Origin of the sequence: Amycolatopsis sp. NPDC021455 (genome assembly GCF_040640995.1) — a bacterium.
GTDB lineage: Bacteria > Actinomycetota > Actinomycetes > Mycobacteriales > Pseudonocardiaceae > Amycolatopsis.
Genome location: NZ_JBFACT010000008.1, coordinates 87,276 through 102,439, shown reverse-complemented (window position 1 = coordinate 102,439; position 15,164 = coordinate 87,276). Strand labels below are relative to the sequence as shown.

General features: G+C 70.6%; 14 protein-coding genes and 1 tRNA gene. 6 read left to right on the top strand and 9 right to left on the bottom strand.

Features of this window, described 5'->3' with window-relative positions:
- From AB0G28_RS13785 to AB0G28_RS13760, 6 genes are all read right to left on the bottom strand, one after another.
- Nucleotides 1-408: a hypothetical protein gene (locus AB0G28_RS13785; RefSeq protein WP_361087717.1), complete on the bottom strand. Its 408-nt coding sequence runs from the start codon at nucleotides 406-408 to the stop codon at nucleotides 1-3.
- On the bottom strand, nucleotides 405-3,134 hold the full coding sequence (locus AB0G28_RS13780) for an FtsK/SpoIIIE domain-containing protein (protein WP_361087714.1): 2,730 nt from the start codon (nucleotides 3,132-3,134) through the stop codon (nucleotides 405-407). The genes AB0G28_RS13785 and AB0G28_RS13780 overlap by 4 nt, the downstream gene beginning before the upstream one ends.
- A 35-nt stretch (nucleotides 3,135-3,169) precedes the next feature.
- Nucleotides 3,170-3,415 carry a hypothetical protein gene (locus AB0G28_RS13775; RefSeq protein WP_020642139.1) on the bottom strand — a complete coding sequence of 82 codons (246 nt, stop codon included), beginning with the start codon at nucleotides 3,413-3,415 and terminating at the stop codon, nucleotides 3,170-3,172.
- Between the two features lie 5 nt (nucleotides 3,416-3,420).
- On the bottom strand, nucleotides 3,421-3,681 hold the full coding sequence (locus AB0G28_RS13770) for a hypothetical protein (RefSeq protein ID WP_003056176.1): 261 nt from the start codon (nucleotides 3,679-3,681) through the stop codon (nucleotides 3,421-3,423).
- 529 nt (nucleotides 3,682-4,210) lie between these two features.
- Nucleotides 4,211-4,295: transfer RNA gene (locus tag AB0G28_RS13765), tRNA-Ser, on the bottom strand.
- Nucleotides 4,296-4,356: 61 nt separating this feature from the next.
- On the bottom strand, nucleotides 4,357-5,100 hold the full coding sequence (locus tag AB0G28_RS13760; protein ID WP_361087711.1) for a protein phosphatase 2C domain-containing protein: 744 nt from the start codon (nucleotides 5,098-5,100) through the stop codon (nucleotides 4,357-4,359).
- A 77-nt stretch (nucleotides 5,101-5,177) separates the two neighbouring features.
- On the opposite strand from AB0G28_RS13760, the gene AB0G28_RS13755 reads away from it, so the two are divergent.
- The 5 genes from AB0G28_RS13755 to AB0G28_RS13735 all read left to right on the top strand — a co-directional run bounded on the left by AB0G28_RS13755 (nucleotide 5,178) and on the right by AB0G28_RS13735 (nucleotide 12,157).
- The gene (locus tag AB0G28_RS13755; protein ID WP_361087708.1) at nucleotides 5,178-6,869 is read left to right on the top strand and encodes an N-6 DNA methylase; all 1,692 of its coding nucleotides are present in this window, start codon (nucleotides 5,178-5,180) and stop codon (nucleotides 6,867-6,869) included.
- An 8-nt stretch (nucleotides 6,870-6,877) separates the two neighbouring features.
- Nucleotides 6,878-7,768, top strand: a complete 891-nt coding sequence (locus AB0G28_RS13750; RefSeq protein ID WP_361087705.1) for a serine/threonine-protein kinase — start codon at nucleotides 6,878-6,880, stop codon at nucleotides 7,766-7,768.
- 119 nt (nucleotides 7,769-7,887) lie between these two features.
- Nucleotides 7,888-8,541 carry a L,D-transpeptidase gene (locus tag AB0G28_RS13745; RefSeq protein ID WP_361087702.1) on the top strand — a complete coding sequence of 218 codons (654 nt, stop codon included), beginning with the start codon at nucleotides 7,888-7,890 and terminating at the stop codon, nucleotides 8,539-8,541.
- A gap of 100 nt (nucleotides 8,542-8,641) precedes the next feature.
- A complete protein-coding gene (locus tag AB0G28_RS13740; protein ID WP_361087699.1) occupies nucleotides 8,642-11,476 on the top strand; it encodes a PQQ-dependent sugar dehydrogenase in 2,835 nt (944 codons plus the stop codon).
- Nucleotides 11,477-11,611: 135 nt separating this feature from the next.
- Nucleotides 11,612-12,157: a L,D-transpeptidase gene (locus AB0G28_RS13735; protein WP_361087696.1), complete on the top strand. Its 546-nt coding sequence runs from the start codon at nucleotides 11,612-11,614 to the stop codon at nucleotides 12,155-12,157.
- On the opposite strand, the gene AB0G28_RS13730 is transcribed toward AB0G28_RS13735, so the two are convergent.
- Both AB0G28_RS13730 and AB0G28_RS13725 read right to left on the bottom strand, forming a co-directional pair.
- On the bottom strand, nucleotides 12,150-13,670 hold the full coding sequence (locus tag AB0G28_RS13730; protein WP_361087693.1) for a 3-hydroxyacyl-CoA dehydrogenase: 1,521 nt from the start codon (nucleotides 13,668-13,670) through the stop codon (nucleotides 12,150-12,152). The genes AB0G28_RS13735 and AB0G28_RS13730 overlap by 8 nt on opposite strands.
- 39 nt (nucleotides 13,671-13,709) lie before the next feature.
- Entirely contained in the window at nucleotides 13,710-14,378 is a 669-nt protein-coding gene (locus AB0G28_RS13725; protein ID WP_361087690.1) for a TetR/AcrR family transcriptional regulator, read from the bottom strand.
- Nucleotides 14,379-14,504: 126 nt separating this feature from the next.
- On the opposite strand from AB0G28_RS13725, the gene AB0G28_RS13720 reads away from it, so the two are divergent.
- Nucleotides 14,505-14,951, top strand: coding sequence for a nitroreductase family deazaflavin-dependent oxidoreductase (locus AB0G28_RS13720; RefSeq protein WP_361087687.1), 447 nt, complete (start codon nucleotides 14,505-14,507; stop codon nucleotides 14,949-14,951).
- Here AB0G28_RS13720 and AB0G28_RS13715 read toward each other — a convergent pair.
- Nucleotides 14,941-15,138, bottom strand: coding sequence for a hypothetical protein (locus tag AB0G28_RS13715; protein ID WP_361087684.1), 198 nt, complete (start codon nucleotides 15,136-15,138; stop codon nucleotides 14,941-14,943). The two genes, AB0G28_RS13720 and AB0G28_RS13715, sit on opposite strands and share 11 nt — an antisense overlap.
- Between the last annotated feature and the right edge of the window lie 26 nt (nucleotides 15,139-15,164).

Below are 15,164 nucleotides of genomic sequence, written 5' to 3'. Positions count from 1 at the left end.
CTACGCCGGCGGCGGCTGCTCTCCCCGCTTGGCGGCCGCCCGCTTGGCTCGCCAGCCCAGCGCCAGCACCGCCTGCACCAGCTCCTGGTAACTCGGCTTGACCTCTTCGAGGTACCGCTCCAGGTAGGCCGCCCGGGCCGTGGGGACCGGGCGCGGGTCCTCGCGCGGGTCGAGCCAGTTCAGGCCCTGGATGTTGTGCAGCGCCATCTTCCACCAGCGCGTCGCGCGCTTGGCCGCCGCCTCTTCGCGCTCGGTCGCGACGTCGATGGCGTTCTGGGCTTCCTCGATCTCCGCTTCGAGGGCTTCGGCGCGGGCCAGCTCCCACTCGCGCAGGTTCTCCGCCGAACCTCGGGAGAGAGCGATGATCTCCTTGTACCGCATGGCCGCGGTGGCGCCGTCGTCGGTCATAGCGCGTTCTCCGGACGCTGGAACGGGATGATCACTTCGGGGGCGCCGTGGGTCGTGCGGTCGAAGAACAACGCGCGGCCCGGCCGCGGTGACCAATGCACGACCTGGCCCGCCGCGAACGGCGAGAGCTCGTTGCCCTGGACGTCGAGCGCTGCCCACGTGCCGATGTCGTCCGTGCCGCCGAAACCCAGGGTGTCCTTCAGCCGGGCGATGCTGCGCCACCAGCCGATCGTGTGGATGCCGTGGCCCGGGCCCTGCTTCAGCACCACCCGCAGGTGGTCGAGCCCGCTCTTCAGCTGGCCCACCGCCTTCGCCTCCAAGGCCGGCAGGGCCGCGTCCACTCCGTACAGCAGCAGGATCTTCGCGCCGCTGCCCATCGCGCCAGTCATCGACTCGAGTACCCCGGTCAGGTCCTCCACCAGGGTCGCCGCGTGGCCGTCGTCGCGCAGCCGGGAGGCCAGCTCCATCGCCGCGTCGGCGCACGACTCGATCGGGCAGCTCAGCACGAACTCGGCCTCGCCCGGCTCGTACTGCCGGGACAGCGAGCGCGCCGCCGAGTCCATGATGGACAGTGCTTCGGCGGTGGCGGACCCGAGCACCGCGACGTTGCGGCCCGGCGCCCGCGGCAGGTCGACGCCGCACGCCGTCTCCGTGACATCGATCGACTGGCCGAGCAGTGCCCGCGGCTTAGAGTTCGGCTTCAGGTCGAGGTACGCCGGGAACTGTTCCAGCACAGGCGAATGCGCGCCGTCGAACAGGCGCGGCCGCGGGAACCGGCCCGCGTACTCCTCCCACAGCCGGCGCTGCAGCCGGACGAACACGTCCTTGCTGCTCGCGTCCGGGATGTGGGCCAGCTGGTTGCCGTGCGCGACGCCGGAGTCGTGGTTGATCACCGCGTGCCACTTCGGCGCCGACACCGCCGCGTTGTTCGTCTCGGCCAGCACGCGCCGCGCCTTCGGCATCGCGATCCGCAGCGTGCACTGCTCGAACACCGCCGGCTTGCCCCAGAACGCCTCGATGCCGGCGACGTCCTGGCTGGCCAGCACCAGGTGGATGCCCTGCGAACGGCCGCGCCGCGCGATGTCCTCCAGCAGCTGCGTGGCCGTCGCCGTCACCTGGTCGCGGCCCGCGAACAGGTACTGGAACTCGTCGATCACCGCGACGATCCGCGGCCAGTGCCCGGACGGGTCGGCCTCGCGGAGGTCGGCGAGGTTCGTGACCTCGTGCTCCTTCGCGGCCGCCGACCGGCGGCGCAGCTCGTCGGCCAGGAACCGCAGCAGCGCCAGGCCGAACTCGCGGTCGGTGTTGACGTTGACGCCGACGAGCCGCGCGTGCGGCAGCCAGCTCGCGTCCTTCCGGCCCGGCGCCAGCCCGGCGAAGGAGACGCCTTCCTTGAAGTCCAGCAGGTACAGCGCCAGCTCGTCCGGGGTGTACCGCGCCGCGAGGCTGCCGAGCAGCGCGTACAGGAAGTTGGTCTTGCCCGAACCGGACGGACCGCCGATCAGGGCGTGCGGGCTCGCGTCGCCGATCACGACCTCGACCGGCTCGCCCTCGAAGAACCCGACCGGCGCACGAAGCTCCCGCGCCGAACTTTCGCGCCCCAGCTCGGTCGGCAGCAGGTCGTCGAACGACCGCGGCCCGCCCTGCTTGGCGATCAGCGCCTTCGCGATCCTGTCGACGGCGCGGATCACCTGCCCGGACGGCATCGGCGGATCGAGGTCGACGACGAGGTCGGTGCCGGTCATGCTGCTGATCGCGTGGCGGTCGTCGATCAGGCTCAACGTTTCCACCGGCGCGCTCACCGCGGTCGGCACGTCGACCATGATCAGGCAGATGCCGGCGGCCAGCGCGCCGCTCGCGACGCGCTTGAGGTCGCGTGCGCGTTCGGGTTCGAGGGTTTCGCCGTTGCCGTACAGCACGACGATGCGGAACGGCTCGCCCCGCTGCCCGCTCTCCTTCCGCATTTCCCGCAGCGACGTGTACCCGGCGGACATGCAGCTGGCGTGGATCCGGCGGATGTGCCCGGCCAGCTCGTCGAGGAGGTCCTCGAGCCGTCCGGGGTCGTACAGCGAGAGCGCGCTGGTCTGGCTCAGCGGGTAGAGGTCGGGCAGGATCGCGGTCAGCTGCCCGATGTCCCACAGGTGCACGCGGACCGCGCCGGGCTCGAACGTCGAGAGCACGCGGATCAGCAGGTTCTGCACGATGCCGTCGATCACCGGTCGCGTCTTGGGCGCCGACGTGATCGCCAGGTGCGACTCGTCGAGCAACGGGACGGCGACGTCGAACGTGCGGGTCGCGTCACCGCCCGCGGCCGCGGCGGACCCGACGCGCCACAGGCCGGGCGAGGTGAGGCCCGGGTTGTGCCCGACGGTGCCGAGCCAATCACCCGGCGGCAGCCCGGCCGGGCCGGGTGCGTTCTGCGCGACGAGCTCCCGCAGCGTGGCGGGACCTTGGCTCCAGTCGGTGTAGAAAGCGCTTCGCACGCTGCCGAGCGCGCCGAACACCTCGTGCGCGGCCGGGTGGCGGGACCACTCGTTCTGCTGCTCGGGGGTGGCGTGGTTCAGGCCGACGCGGACGATGTCCCGCTCCAGCTCCAGTTTGGCGAGGTCGGCCTCCGCGGCCTGGCGCGCTCCGGCCGCCGCCCCCAGCACCAGTCCGATCTGATGACGGACCCGGTCGAGGGCGGTTTCGACGCGGTTGCGTTGCTCGGCTGCCTTGTTGGCCATCGGCGTCCCCAAGAAAAAAGGTGTCCCTTGCAGGATTACAGGCGCGACCGGTATCCGCTCACCAGATCCTCGGCGGCGGACAGGCGGACGAGGAGCTGGTCCAGCCCCTCGCCGGCCTGGGCGTACTGCGAAGGAAGCCAGGGATCGGCCTTGGCCTGGGCATCCACGAGAGCTTGCCGGGCTTCTCCGAGCAGGCTTGTGGCCCGCTCGGAGTGGGCGCGCGCGTCGGCGAGCCCGGTCACGGCAACGGTGAGCAGCTGGTGGAGTTCGGCGAGCGTCATCCGGCTTACAGACGCGCCGAGTAGGAGTCGGCGGAGGAAATGCTGGCTTGGACGGTGCTCTGCAAGCCGTTGATGCCTTGCAAGGCCTCCGCCAACAGTCCGTGTGCCTGGCTCACTTCGTGCTGGCTGCTCCCTTGGGTCGCCTGTGCGAGCGACTGCTGGGCTTCTTCGAGAGACTGCGCTGCCTGTTGCAGGGCGGCGATGCTCGCGGACGCCTTTTCGTTGGCGAGCGCGATGCCAGCGCGGATCTCTTCGACTCCGGCCATCGGGCCTCTACTCCTCGGAATCTGGGTGTCGTACGGGGACGGTTCCATTGAAACAGATCCAGCGACTCAGCGTGATCATCTGACTTTGCCGAGTGATCGCGGGCCCGGAATCAGCAAGGCCCCGGACGTGGGAACGTCCGGGGCCGGGCCGATCACGGTCTGTGCGGGGGTCGTCCCGGCACCAGTACCGCACACTGAAGTCGCTGGCCAGCGCTACCCCAGGTCAGAGCGGTTTTCGTGCCACTTCCGGCCTTTCTCGACGGGGGCGGGCGAGGTGAGGCTGAGACTAGCGCGACCGGAGTAACCCACTTCGCCCAGCCCTACTCGTGACTCCGCGTACTGGATTGCAAATTCGCAGCACTGCACACGTTTTCACGTTCGCCGCAGTCAAAGGGGCCGGACGGGCAGCCGCGGACGTACCCAAAGTTGGCCGCGGGTCCGGTGGCCTAATGAGACTGGAACCGGGACGAAGACGACAAAACGCCGGGCAGCCCGTGAGGGCCGCCCGGCGTTTTGCCTGCTGGAAGCGCGGAGGATACAGGATTCGAACCTGCGAGGGCGTGAACCCAACACGCTTTCCAAGCGTGCGCCTTAGGCCGCTCGGCCAATCCTCCGCAGGAGACGATACCGGATGGCCTTCCGGGGCCGCGAAGGTGGGTCTGAGCAGGGCGGCCGTCAGCGCGTGACGTCGGCGACGACGCAGGTGATGTTGTCCGGGCCGCCGCCTTCGTTGGCCAGGCGGATCAGCTCCGGGATCACCTCGGCCGGCTCCGTGCCGGCCGCCAGTACGTCGCGCAAGGTGGCTTCGGAGACCGGGCCGCTCAGGCCGTCCGAGCAGAGCAGGTACCGGTCGCCCTCGCGGGCGGTGAACGTCCAGATGTCCGGGTCGCCGGAACCCGCCGTCTGCAACGCCTTCATCAGCAGTGATCGCCGCGGGTGGGACTCGGCGTCCTCGGCGGCGACGCGGCCGTCCTCGACCAGGGCCTGCACGAGCGTGTGGTCGCGGGTCAGGCGGCGCAGGCCGCCGTCGCGCAGGAGGTAGCCGCGGGAGTCGCCGATGTGGGCCGCCGCGAACTCGATGCCGTCGAAGAGCAGCGCCGTCAGCGTCGTGCCCATGCCGTCGGTCGTGGGCTCGTTCGAAGCCACCTCGGCCAGCCGCTCGTCGATCGACTTGACCACGCCCGCCAGCGTCGCGACGAGGTCGACGCTCGTCAGGTCGATCCGGCGCAGGTCGACTTCGAGCTCGCGCAGCACGTCGATCGCCGTCGCGCTCGCGACCTCACCGTGCGGCTGGCCGCCGATGCCGTCGGCGACGGCGAGCAGGCGGGAACTCGCGTAGACCGCGTCCTCGTTGACCCGGCGTCGCTTGCCGACGTCCGACCCGGCGGCGTACCGCAGGACGTACCGATCGTGTGTCATGATCCCATGAAAGCATTGGTTGACTGAGTTCACAAGCATGACGGCTGAATGGAGCATCCTCCGATAGAGTCCTCGCCATGGACGACGACGCCACGGTCAGCGCGGCCGACATCGCGCGGCTCGCCGGGGTCGGCCGGGCCGCGGTGAGCAACTGGCGCCGCCGTTACCCCGACTTCCCGCAGCCGGTCGGCGGCACGGCGTCGAGCCCGTTGTTCGGCCTGTCCGCCGTGGCCGGCTGGTTCGCCGCGCGCGGCAAGAAGTTCGAGCTCAGCGCCGGCGAACGCGCGTGGCAGCGCCTGCGCGCCCTCGGTGACGACCTCGACCTGCCCGAGCGCGTGAGCCGCGCCGGCGTCTTCTTCGCCTTCCAAGCCGGGATCTTCGACACCTTCGACAGCAAGCTCGACGACCCCGAGCTGCTCACGCTGCTCAGCGAGCTGACGCACCGGGCCGGGCCGGTCGAAGCGTTCGAACTGCTGTGCCGCAGGTACTTCGAGGCGCATTCGCGGCGGTTGTCGGCGACGCCGGAACCGGTCGCGGAACTGATGGCCCGGCTCGCCGGTCCGGTGTCGACGATCCTGGATCCCGCGTGCGGCTTCGGCGCGCTCGCGCTGGCGAGCGGCGCGAAAACCGTGCTGGGGCAGGACAGTGACCCGACGACGGCGTCGATCGCGGCCCTGCGGCTGCGGTTGCGCGGCATCGAGGCCGAGGTCTACGCGGTCGACGCGCTGCGCGAAGACGCCTTCGCCGGCCGGACCGCCGAAGCGGTGCTGTGCGATCCGCCGTTCAACGAACGAGCCTGGGGACACGACGAACTGGTCGGCGACGAGCGCTGGGAGTACGGCCTGCCCCCGCGCGGCGAACCGGAGCTCGCCTGGGTGCAGCACTGCCTCGCGCACGTCGAACCCGGCGGCACGGTCGCGATCCTGATGCCGGGCGCGGCGGCCGGGCGGCGCAGCGGGAAACGCATCCGGGGCAACCTGTTGCGCGCGGGCGCGGTCCGCGCGGTCGTCACGCTGACGGCGGCGGGTCCCGACCTCTGGCTGCTGCGGCGGCCGGTCGCCGGCGAACGCCCGCCGTCCACGGTGCTGCTCGGCGAGGCGGGCGACGATCTGTCCACAGTGGAAAAACAGTGGCGCGAGTTCCTGGACCGGCCCGAATCCGGCGTCCGGATCATCGACCTGCTCGACGACGACGTGGACCTGACGCCGGCCCGGCGCCGCGCCAGGGAGGAGGATCCCGGCCAGGCCTTCCAGGCTGTGCGGGGCCGGTTCGCCGAGCTGGTTCCGCAGCTGCCGCCGCTCGAGGCGGTGGACACCGAACCGGCGTTCACGACGATCGGCGAGCTGGTCAAGGCGGGCGTCGTCGAGGTCAAGCACGCGGGCCGCGCGGACGCCGAGCACCCGATGGCCGAGGCGGGCGACGTCGTGGCGTCGGTGACCGGGATCGCATACGTCCACAGTGGACCATCGCGGCCGGTCGGGGCCGGTCTCACCGTGTACCGGGTCGACGGGGACCGGCTGGACGCGGACTTCCTGGCCGGCTGCCTGCGCGCGGCGGACCTGCCCGCCACGTCGGCTTCGACCCGGATCGACGGCAGGCGCGTGCGGATCCCCCGCGTCCCGCTCGCCACCCAGCGCGAATACGGCCAGGTCTTCCGGCGTCTGGCCGAGTTCGACGACGTCCTGCGCCAGGCGGCGGAAATCGGCCGTGACCTGGTCCGGCTAGGCTTCGCTGGACTTGTCGAAGGACGGCTCAGGCCGGGCCAATAGGGGAACGGATGCTGATCGCCGACCGCTACGAGCTCGACGAGCTGCCGCTCGGCCGCGGCGGGATGGGCGCGGTGCACGGCGGGCACGACCGCCGGCTGGGCCGGCGCGTCGCGATCAAGCTGCTCAGGCTGCCGGGCCGCGACGAAGAGCTCGAAGCCCGCTTCGCCCGCGAAGCCCGCATCCTCGCGACGCTCGACCACCCCGGCGTGCCGACGCTGTACGACTACGGCACGCACGACGACCGGTTGTTCCAGGTCATGCAGTTCGTCGACGGCGTGACCGTGGCCGACCTGCTCGCCGAGCACGGGCCGCTGCCGGTGCCGTGGGCCGCGGCGATCGCGGCGCAGGCGTGTGCGGTGCTGACCGCCGCCCACGCGCACGCCGTGTGCCACCGCGACCTCAAGCCGTCCAACCTGATGCTCGGTCCCGACGGCGGGGTCAAGGTCATGGACTTCGGGCTCGCCGTGCTCCGCGAAGCCGACGCCGCGCAGTTCACGCGAGCCGGGCAGTTGCTGGGGACGCCGTCGTACATGGCGCCCGAGCAGATTCAGCGCGGCGGCGCCGAACCGCGAAGCGACCTCTACGCGCTCGGGTGCGTGCTGCACGAGATGCTGACCGGACGGCGGCTCTTCGACGGGCCGACGGCGTACGCGGTGTTCGAACGGCAGGTCAAGGAGCAGCCGCCGCCGGTCCGGGGCCTGCCGAAGCAGCTCAACGCCCTGCTCGCCCAGATGCTCGCGAAAGACCCCGAGGCCCGGCCCGCCGGCGCCGCGGTGCTGTACGAGCGGCTCGGCGCGTTCGTCGGAGCGCTGCCGCCGCTGCCGGGGTTCCTGGTGCCGCCGTCGGTGCCCAGCCCGGGCCGGATGTACGCGCGGATGCTGGGGCGGGTCAGCGGCTGAGCGCGGGGCGGGCCCGCGGCTACCCAAATCGTGACCTTCGCCGACGAACCTCGGATGGGTGACCGCCGTCTTTACCGGTGTCCAAAGGCGATGATCGAGACAGCTGGGGGTACCGGATCGTGAAGAGGCTTCTGGCGGGAGCGGCCGCGCTGGCCACCGCGTTCGTGCTGGCCGCGTGCTCCGGCGGAGGGGCGTCCGGTGGCCCGAACGCCGGTGGCGGGGCCGTCGCCGCCGCGGGGACCGGCGGGGGGACGCCGACCATGTCCACCACCAGCGCCGCGCCCACGACGTCGAGCGCCACGCCGACACCGACGCCGACGCCCACGACGTCGGCCTCGAAGCCGGCGCCGACCAGCACCACCCCCAAGCCGAAGCCCAAGCCGAAGCCGCAGCCCCCGGCTGACCCGGGCGTCCCGTGCGCCGCGGCGGCCGCGTCGGCGGGGACCGCCGCCTGCGTCGACATCTCGGCGCACAAGGCGTGGCTGCTGCAGGGCGGCAAGGTGATCTACGGGCCCGTGCCGATGCTGCCGGGCCGCAAGAGCAACCCGACCCCGACCGGCACGTTCAGCGTCATTTCCAAGGAAAAGATGCACCTGTCGAAGGAATTCGACAATGCGGAGATGCCGAACTCGGTGTTCTTCTACCCGGGTGACGCCTTCCACACGGGCAGTCTCTCGGTGTATTCGCACGGCTGCATCCACCTGTCGGCGGGCGCGTCCCTGAAGTTCTTCAACACGCTGCACGTCGGTGACGTGGTGCAGGTCGTGCCGTAATAATCACGGACAGTAGGTCACGGTCAGATAAATTCACACGGCAGAGTGCAACTGGCCCCCCTTGTCCAGCGATAAGTGATCGCTTGGGAAGGGGGGCCAGATGGCCTTGCGAAAATTTCGCGCACTTCGTCACGCCCTGGTGGCGGCAGTCATGACCGGAGCGTTGCTGCCCGCCGTGTCCACGGGGGTGGCGTCGGCGGCAACACTCCCGCAGGGGTTCGTCCTGCAAGACACCAACACCGGCCTGGGGGCAGGCTCACTCACGGACTTCGGCTACCTGCCGGACAACTCGACGATCGTCATCGGCAAGGAGGGCACCGTTCGCTGGCTGCCCGTCACCGGGGCGGCCAAGACGCTCGCCACGCTGCCGGTCCGCACCAACGAGGACCTCGGTCTCATCGGGCTGGCCATCGCGCCGGACTACGCGACGTCACACTCGATCTACCTGACGCGCTCGATCAACGTCGGCAACGGCTTCGTCATGCGGCTGGCGCGGTTCACGGTCACCTTGGACGCCAACGGCGCGCCGACCGGCCTGACCGGGGAGCAGACGCTGTTCGAGGTGCCGGGCATCTTCAACGTCCACGGCCTCGACACGGTCATCGCCGCCGCCGACGGGACGCTGTGGCTGTCCATCGGCGACAACGGCGACTTCACCAAGGTGGACCCGGGTTCGCTGCGGGCCCAGGACGTCAACCAGCCGTACGGCAAGATCTTCCACCTCACGGCCGACGGCAACGGCGTGCCGTCCAACCCGTACTACGACGCGGCCAACCCCGGCTCGACCGCGAGCAAGGTGTTCGCGCGCGGGTTCCGCAACCCGTTCCGGTTCAGCATCGACCCGACGCTCGGCCTGCCGGTCGTCGGTGACGTCGGCTTCAACACCTGGGAAGAGATCGACGTCGTCCAGCGTGGCAGCAACCAGGGCTGGCCGTGCTGGGAAGGCACCCACCCGACCCCGGGTTACAGCGGGCTCGCCGGCTGTGCCGGCGTGGCGAACCAGCCGCCGATCTACGAGTACCAGCACGGCGACGGCGTCATGCAGGGCAACAGCGTCTCCGGCGGGATCCTCTACAACGGGTCCAGCTACCCGGCCGCGTACCGCGGGGTCTACTTCTTCGGCGACTACGCGAAGAACAAGATCTGGACCTTGCAGTACGACGACCAGGGCCAGCTCACGCAGGCGCCGCAGAGCCCGCCGCCGTTCACCGACATCGGCGGTCCGGTGAAGTTCGCCGCGGCGCCGAACGGCGACATCGTCTTCGCGGACATCATCTCCGGGAAGCTGCGCCGGTTGAGCTATTCGGCAGGCAACACGGTCCCGGTGGCGAACGCCACGTCCACCACCGACCCGGACACCCGGACCGTGACGTTCGACGGTTCCACGTCGGTCGACTACGACAACGACGTGCTGACCTACGACTGGGACTTCGGGGACGGGCAGGTCGCCACCAACGCCGGCCCGAAGGTGTCCCACGCCTACGCGGCGGGCACCGAGTCGTTCACCGCGACGCTGACCGTCCGGGACCCGCTGGGCGCCAGTAACGCGACCACCATCGCGGTCGCGCCCGGCAACCACTCCCCGGAGATCACGCTCACCACACCGGGCGACACCGCGACGTTCGCGGTGAACCAGCAGATCTCCCTCGGCGCCACCGCGACCGACGCCGAGGACGGCGCGCTGCCGATCACCTGGACCTCGGCGGTGCAGCACTGCCCGACCGAGGGGACCTGCCACCTGCACCCGGACATCGGCGGGAACGGGGCGAGCTTCTCGATGCCGTTCACCGCGCACCCGGACTCCCGGATGGTCTTCACCGCGACGGTGACCGACAGCGCGGGTGTCACCACGTCCAAGACGTACAAGGCCATGCCGCGACGGCACCAGCTCACGCTGGTCAGCACGCAGCCCGCGGTGCTGACGATCGCGATCGAGGGTGGCATCGGCACCAGCTCGGCGCAGGTCACCGAGGGGGCGACGTTCGGCGTCGAGGCCGCGGGGACGGCCATCGACGGCGTCTCGAAGTTCACCGGCTGGCAGGGTGGTCCGACGGACAACACGTGGACCATCACCGTCGGCTCGACCGACATGACGCTGACGGCGAACTACGCGACCGCGATCGACCAGCGCTACAACGCCGACCCGGCGTTGCAGGCGAAGCTCGGGGCGCCGACGGCGCCGGAGGTCACCGACGGTCCGGTCCACTACCGCACCTACGCGAACGGACGGCTCTACTGGAGCGCCGCGACCGGGACGCAGTACATCACCGGCCCGGTGCTGGACAAGTACGTCGCCTTCGGTGGCCACAGCGTCCTCGGGCCGCCGACGAGCGACACGACGACGACTCCGGACGGCGTCGCGCAGTACAACCACTTCATCAACAACGGCAACGTCGGTTCGATCTACTACACGGCCGCGACCGGGGCGCACGCGCTCTACGGTGAGATCCGGAAGAAGTGGGCGGCGCTCGACTACGAGCGTGGCCTGGGCTACCCGACGACCGACGAAGCCGGCACGCCGGACGGCATCGCCCGCTACAACCACTTCATCAAGGGCACCAACGTCGGTTCGATCTACTACACGGCCGCGAACGGCGCGCACGCCATCTTCGGCGAGATCCGGAAGAAGTGGGCGGCGCTCGACTTCGAGCGTGGTCTCGGCTACCCGATCACCGACGAACTCGGGACGCCGGACGGCCGTGGCCGCTACAACCACTTCAGCCTCGGCCACTCGATCTACTACACGGTGGCGACCGGTGCGCACGCCGTGAAGGGCGAGATCCGCAAGCGGTGGGCGGCGCTCGGGTGGGAGACGTCCTACCTGCACTACCCGAAGACCGACGAGTACGTGACGAACGGGGTGTACCGCAGCGACTTCGAAGGCGGCTACATCACCTTCACCCTCTCCGGCGGAGCAGTCGACCGCCCCTGGTGACGTCTGACCGAACACGGCGCGGGCCGTCTCCGGACTTTCCGGAGGCGGCCCGCGTTTTTCTGCGCAACCTTCGCGTGGGGCCGCACGTCTTGGGTGGCAGAAAGCAGGGAACACGGATACTTTCTGGGGGAACACATGCGCATTCGGCGCGTTCTGGCTGGTCTGTCCACTTTGGTCGCCGCAGCGGTGCTGACCGCCTGCTCGGCGACGAGCGGCACCGGCGAGGTCCGGCTGGCGGCTGACACGCCTTCGGCGCCTCAGGCCACGTCGTCCACTTCGGCTCCGACCAAGGAGACCAAGGCGGCGCCGGCGAAACCCGTGGTGGCGGCCGGGGTGCCGTGCACGATCACGGCGAAGGCCTGTGTGTCCCTTTCGGACAAGCAGGCGTGGCTGCTCGACGAAGGGAAGATCGTCTACGGGCCGGTGAAGATCATGCCCGGCAAGAAGGGCAGCACGACCCCGCTCGGCACGTGGCACGTGCTCTACAAGGAAAAGATGCACCTGAGCCGCGAGTTCGACAACGCGGAGATGCCGAATTCGGTGTTCTTCTACAACGGCGTCGCGTTCCACGAAGGCAGCCTCAGCAAGTACTCGAACGGCTGCGTGCACCTTTCGAACGCGGCGTCGCTGAAGTTCTTCACCTCCCTGCAGAAGGGCGACGAGGTCCAGGTCGTCAGCTGAGCAGGTCCGACGGCGTGGTCCCGGCCGTCGTCAGCGGCAGGCCGAGGGCGACGCGCTCGGTGAGCCACGGGCTCGGCCGGTAGCGCGGGTCGCCGGTGGCCGCGGTCAGGCCGCGCAGGATGCGCAGCACGACGTCGCCGCCGACGAGGTCGCCCCAGGCCAGCGGGCCGCGCGGGTAGCCGAGGCCGAGGCGGACCGCCGTGTCGATGTCCGCCGGGGATGCCAGGTGCTGGCCCGCGATGAAGCACGCCGTGTTGACGATCGACGCCAGCAGCCGCTGCGCGATCGGGGCGGGCCCGTCGCGGACGACCGTCACCGGATGGCCGGTCGCGGCCAGCGCGCCCCAGGCGGCGCGGCCCGCGGCCGGGTCGAGACCGGGGTGCACCGACATCGTCAGGCGGCGTTCGTAGCCGCCGAGCGGGTCGACGCCGGCGACGCGCTGCGACGGCAGCCCGGCGCGGGCGGCGGCGTCCACTGTGGACTCGCCGTAGAGCGGCACGAGCAGGACCGCGTCCGGGTAGGCGTCGGAAACCACCTGGACGCCCGCGGACGACAGCGCGCGGGCCAGGTGCTCGTCGGCGGTGAACACCGGGCTCGACGGCTTCGGCGGCGCCGCGGGCTCCTCGGCGACCCGCTGCTGTCCATCCACATAGGAGTAGAAGCCCTCGCCGTTCTTGCGCCCGAACAGCCCGGCGGCCACGCGCGGCCGGGTCAGCCACGACGGCCGCAGCCGCGGGTCGCCGTGGAAGCCGCTCCAGATGCTCTCCAGCACGGCGTGGGACACGTCGAGGCCGGTGAGGTCGAGCAGCTCGAACGGGCCGAGCTTCAGCCCGAGCACGTCACGGGCGATGCGGTCGACGTCGGCGGGCTCGGCCAGCGCCTCGGCGAGGATCTGCAGTGCCTCGGTGTTCAGGCCGCGGCCGGCGTGGTTGACCAGGAAACCGGGCGCGTCCTTCGCCAGCACCGGTTCGTGGCCCCAGCTCTTGACCAGTTCGAGTGCCGCACCCGGCAGCCAGTCGTGCGTCCGCGCGCCGGGCACCACCTCGACCAGGCGCATCAGCGGCACCGGGTTGAAGAAGTGCAGGCCGACGAGCCTGCCGGGATCGGCCAGGCCGGCGGCGATCTCGGTGACCGACAGCGAACTGGTGTTCGTCGCGAAGATCGTCTCCTGTGGACAGACGCGCTCGAGGTCGGCGAACAGGGCCCGCTTCGTCGCGAGGTCTTCCCGGACGGCTTCGAGCACGAGGTCGACGCCGTCCGCGGGGGCGGCGGGCGCGTCCACTGGCACGAGCCGGTCCTTCACCGCCCGCGGGTCCTCGTCGAGCTTGCCCTTGGCGGCGAGCTTGCCGACCATCCCGCCGATGAACTCGACGGCCTTGGCGACGGCTTCGGGCTGGACGTCGGCCAGCTCGACGGTCACGCCCGCGGTCGCGGCGAGCTGGGCGATCCCGCGGCCCATCACCCCGGTCCCGATCACCCGGATCCTGCCGACCTTCCCGGCCCACCCCGTCACGTCGCGCCCGCCTTTCCGCCGCCTGCACTCCCGCTCAGCCTAGAGCCCGACGAACTCCGCCATCCGCTTCGCCGAGTGGGCGAAGAACGCGTCGGCCGGGTCGACGCTGCCGACGTACTGGCCGAACAGGTCGAAGCTGATCGCGCCGAACAGCTGGGTCCACGCCATGAGCAGCCGGGCCACGGTTTCGGGCCCGGCCACGATCCCGAGGGCCTTCGTGAGTGCCGCGGCCTGGGCGCGCAGCTCGGGCGGGACTTCGCCCTCGGCCCGCAGCTCGGTGTGCGTGAGCACCTTGACCAGGGCGAGCGCGACGCGGGAGGCCGGCACGACCGTGTCCTGCGGTGCCGCGTACCCGGGGATCGGCGAGCCGTAGATCAGGGCGTACTCGTGCGGGTGCGCGCGGGCCCAATCGCGAGTTCCCTGCCAGATCGCCAGCCATCGATCGCGCGGCTCGCCCTCACCCGGGTCCGCCTTCTCGGCCGCTTCGCCGATCGCGTTGTAGGCGTCGACGATCAGCTCGGTCAGCAGCCGGTCGCGGCTCGGGAAGTACCGGTAGATCGCGGACGACACCATGCCCAGCTCCCGGGCCACCGCGCGCAGCGACAACCCCTGCGCGCCGACCTCGGCGAGCTGGCGGCGGGCCTCGTCCTTGATCTCCTGGGTCAGTTCGGCGCGGGCACGTTCGCGTGCGGTGCGGGTGGCGGTCATGCGGATCAGTGTGCCACGACGAGAGCGGCGCACAAAACAGAGAGCAGTGCTCTTGACAGAGTGCGGCGCTCTGGTGTTCACTGCTCTTAACCGAGAGCACTGCTCTCCCAAACTTCGGAGGACACCGTGAACGAGACCCGCTACGTCAAGCCCGGCAAGTCGACCAACGTCTTCAACGAGGTGGTCGCGAAGCTGACCAAGCTGGGCGTGAGCGTCTGGGGCAGCCGGGTGCTGACCGTCGTCGGCCGCAAGAGCGGCGAGCCGCGCTCGGTGCCGGTGAACCTGCTGACCGTCGACGGCGTCCGCTACCTGGTCGCCCCGCGCGGCGAGACGCAGTGGGTGCGCAACCTGCGCGCCGCCGGTCAGGGCACGCTGCGCGTCGGGCGCCGCGTCGAGACGTTCACCTTCCGCGAGCTGGGCCACGACGAGAAGCCCGGCATCCTCCGCGCCTACCTCAAGCGCTGGAAGTTCGAGGTCGGCGTGTTCTTCGACGGCGTCGACGCGAAGGCGTCCGACGAGAAACTGCGCGAGATCGCGCCCGGCTACCCGATCTTCGAGATCTTCACGAAGTAGGTTTGCGCCGGGTCGCCGTCGCCGCGACCAGGACCACGCCGAGCAGGAACGCGGCGAGCCCGATGAGGAACCACAGCTTCTGGCCGGTCATGAAGCTGCCGGTGATGACGCCGATGCCCTGCAGCACCCAGACGGCGCCGACGAGCACGAGCACGACCCCGGCCGCGAGGGTGATCCACCGCCTCATCCACCCAGTCTAAGCGCGGGGGCCGC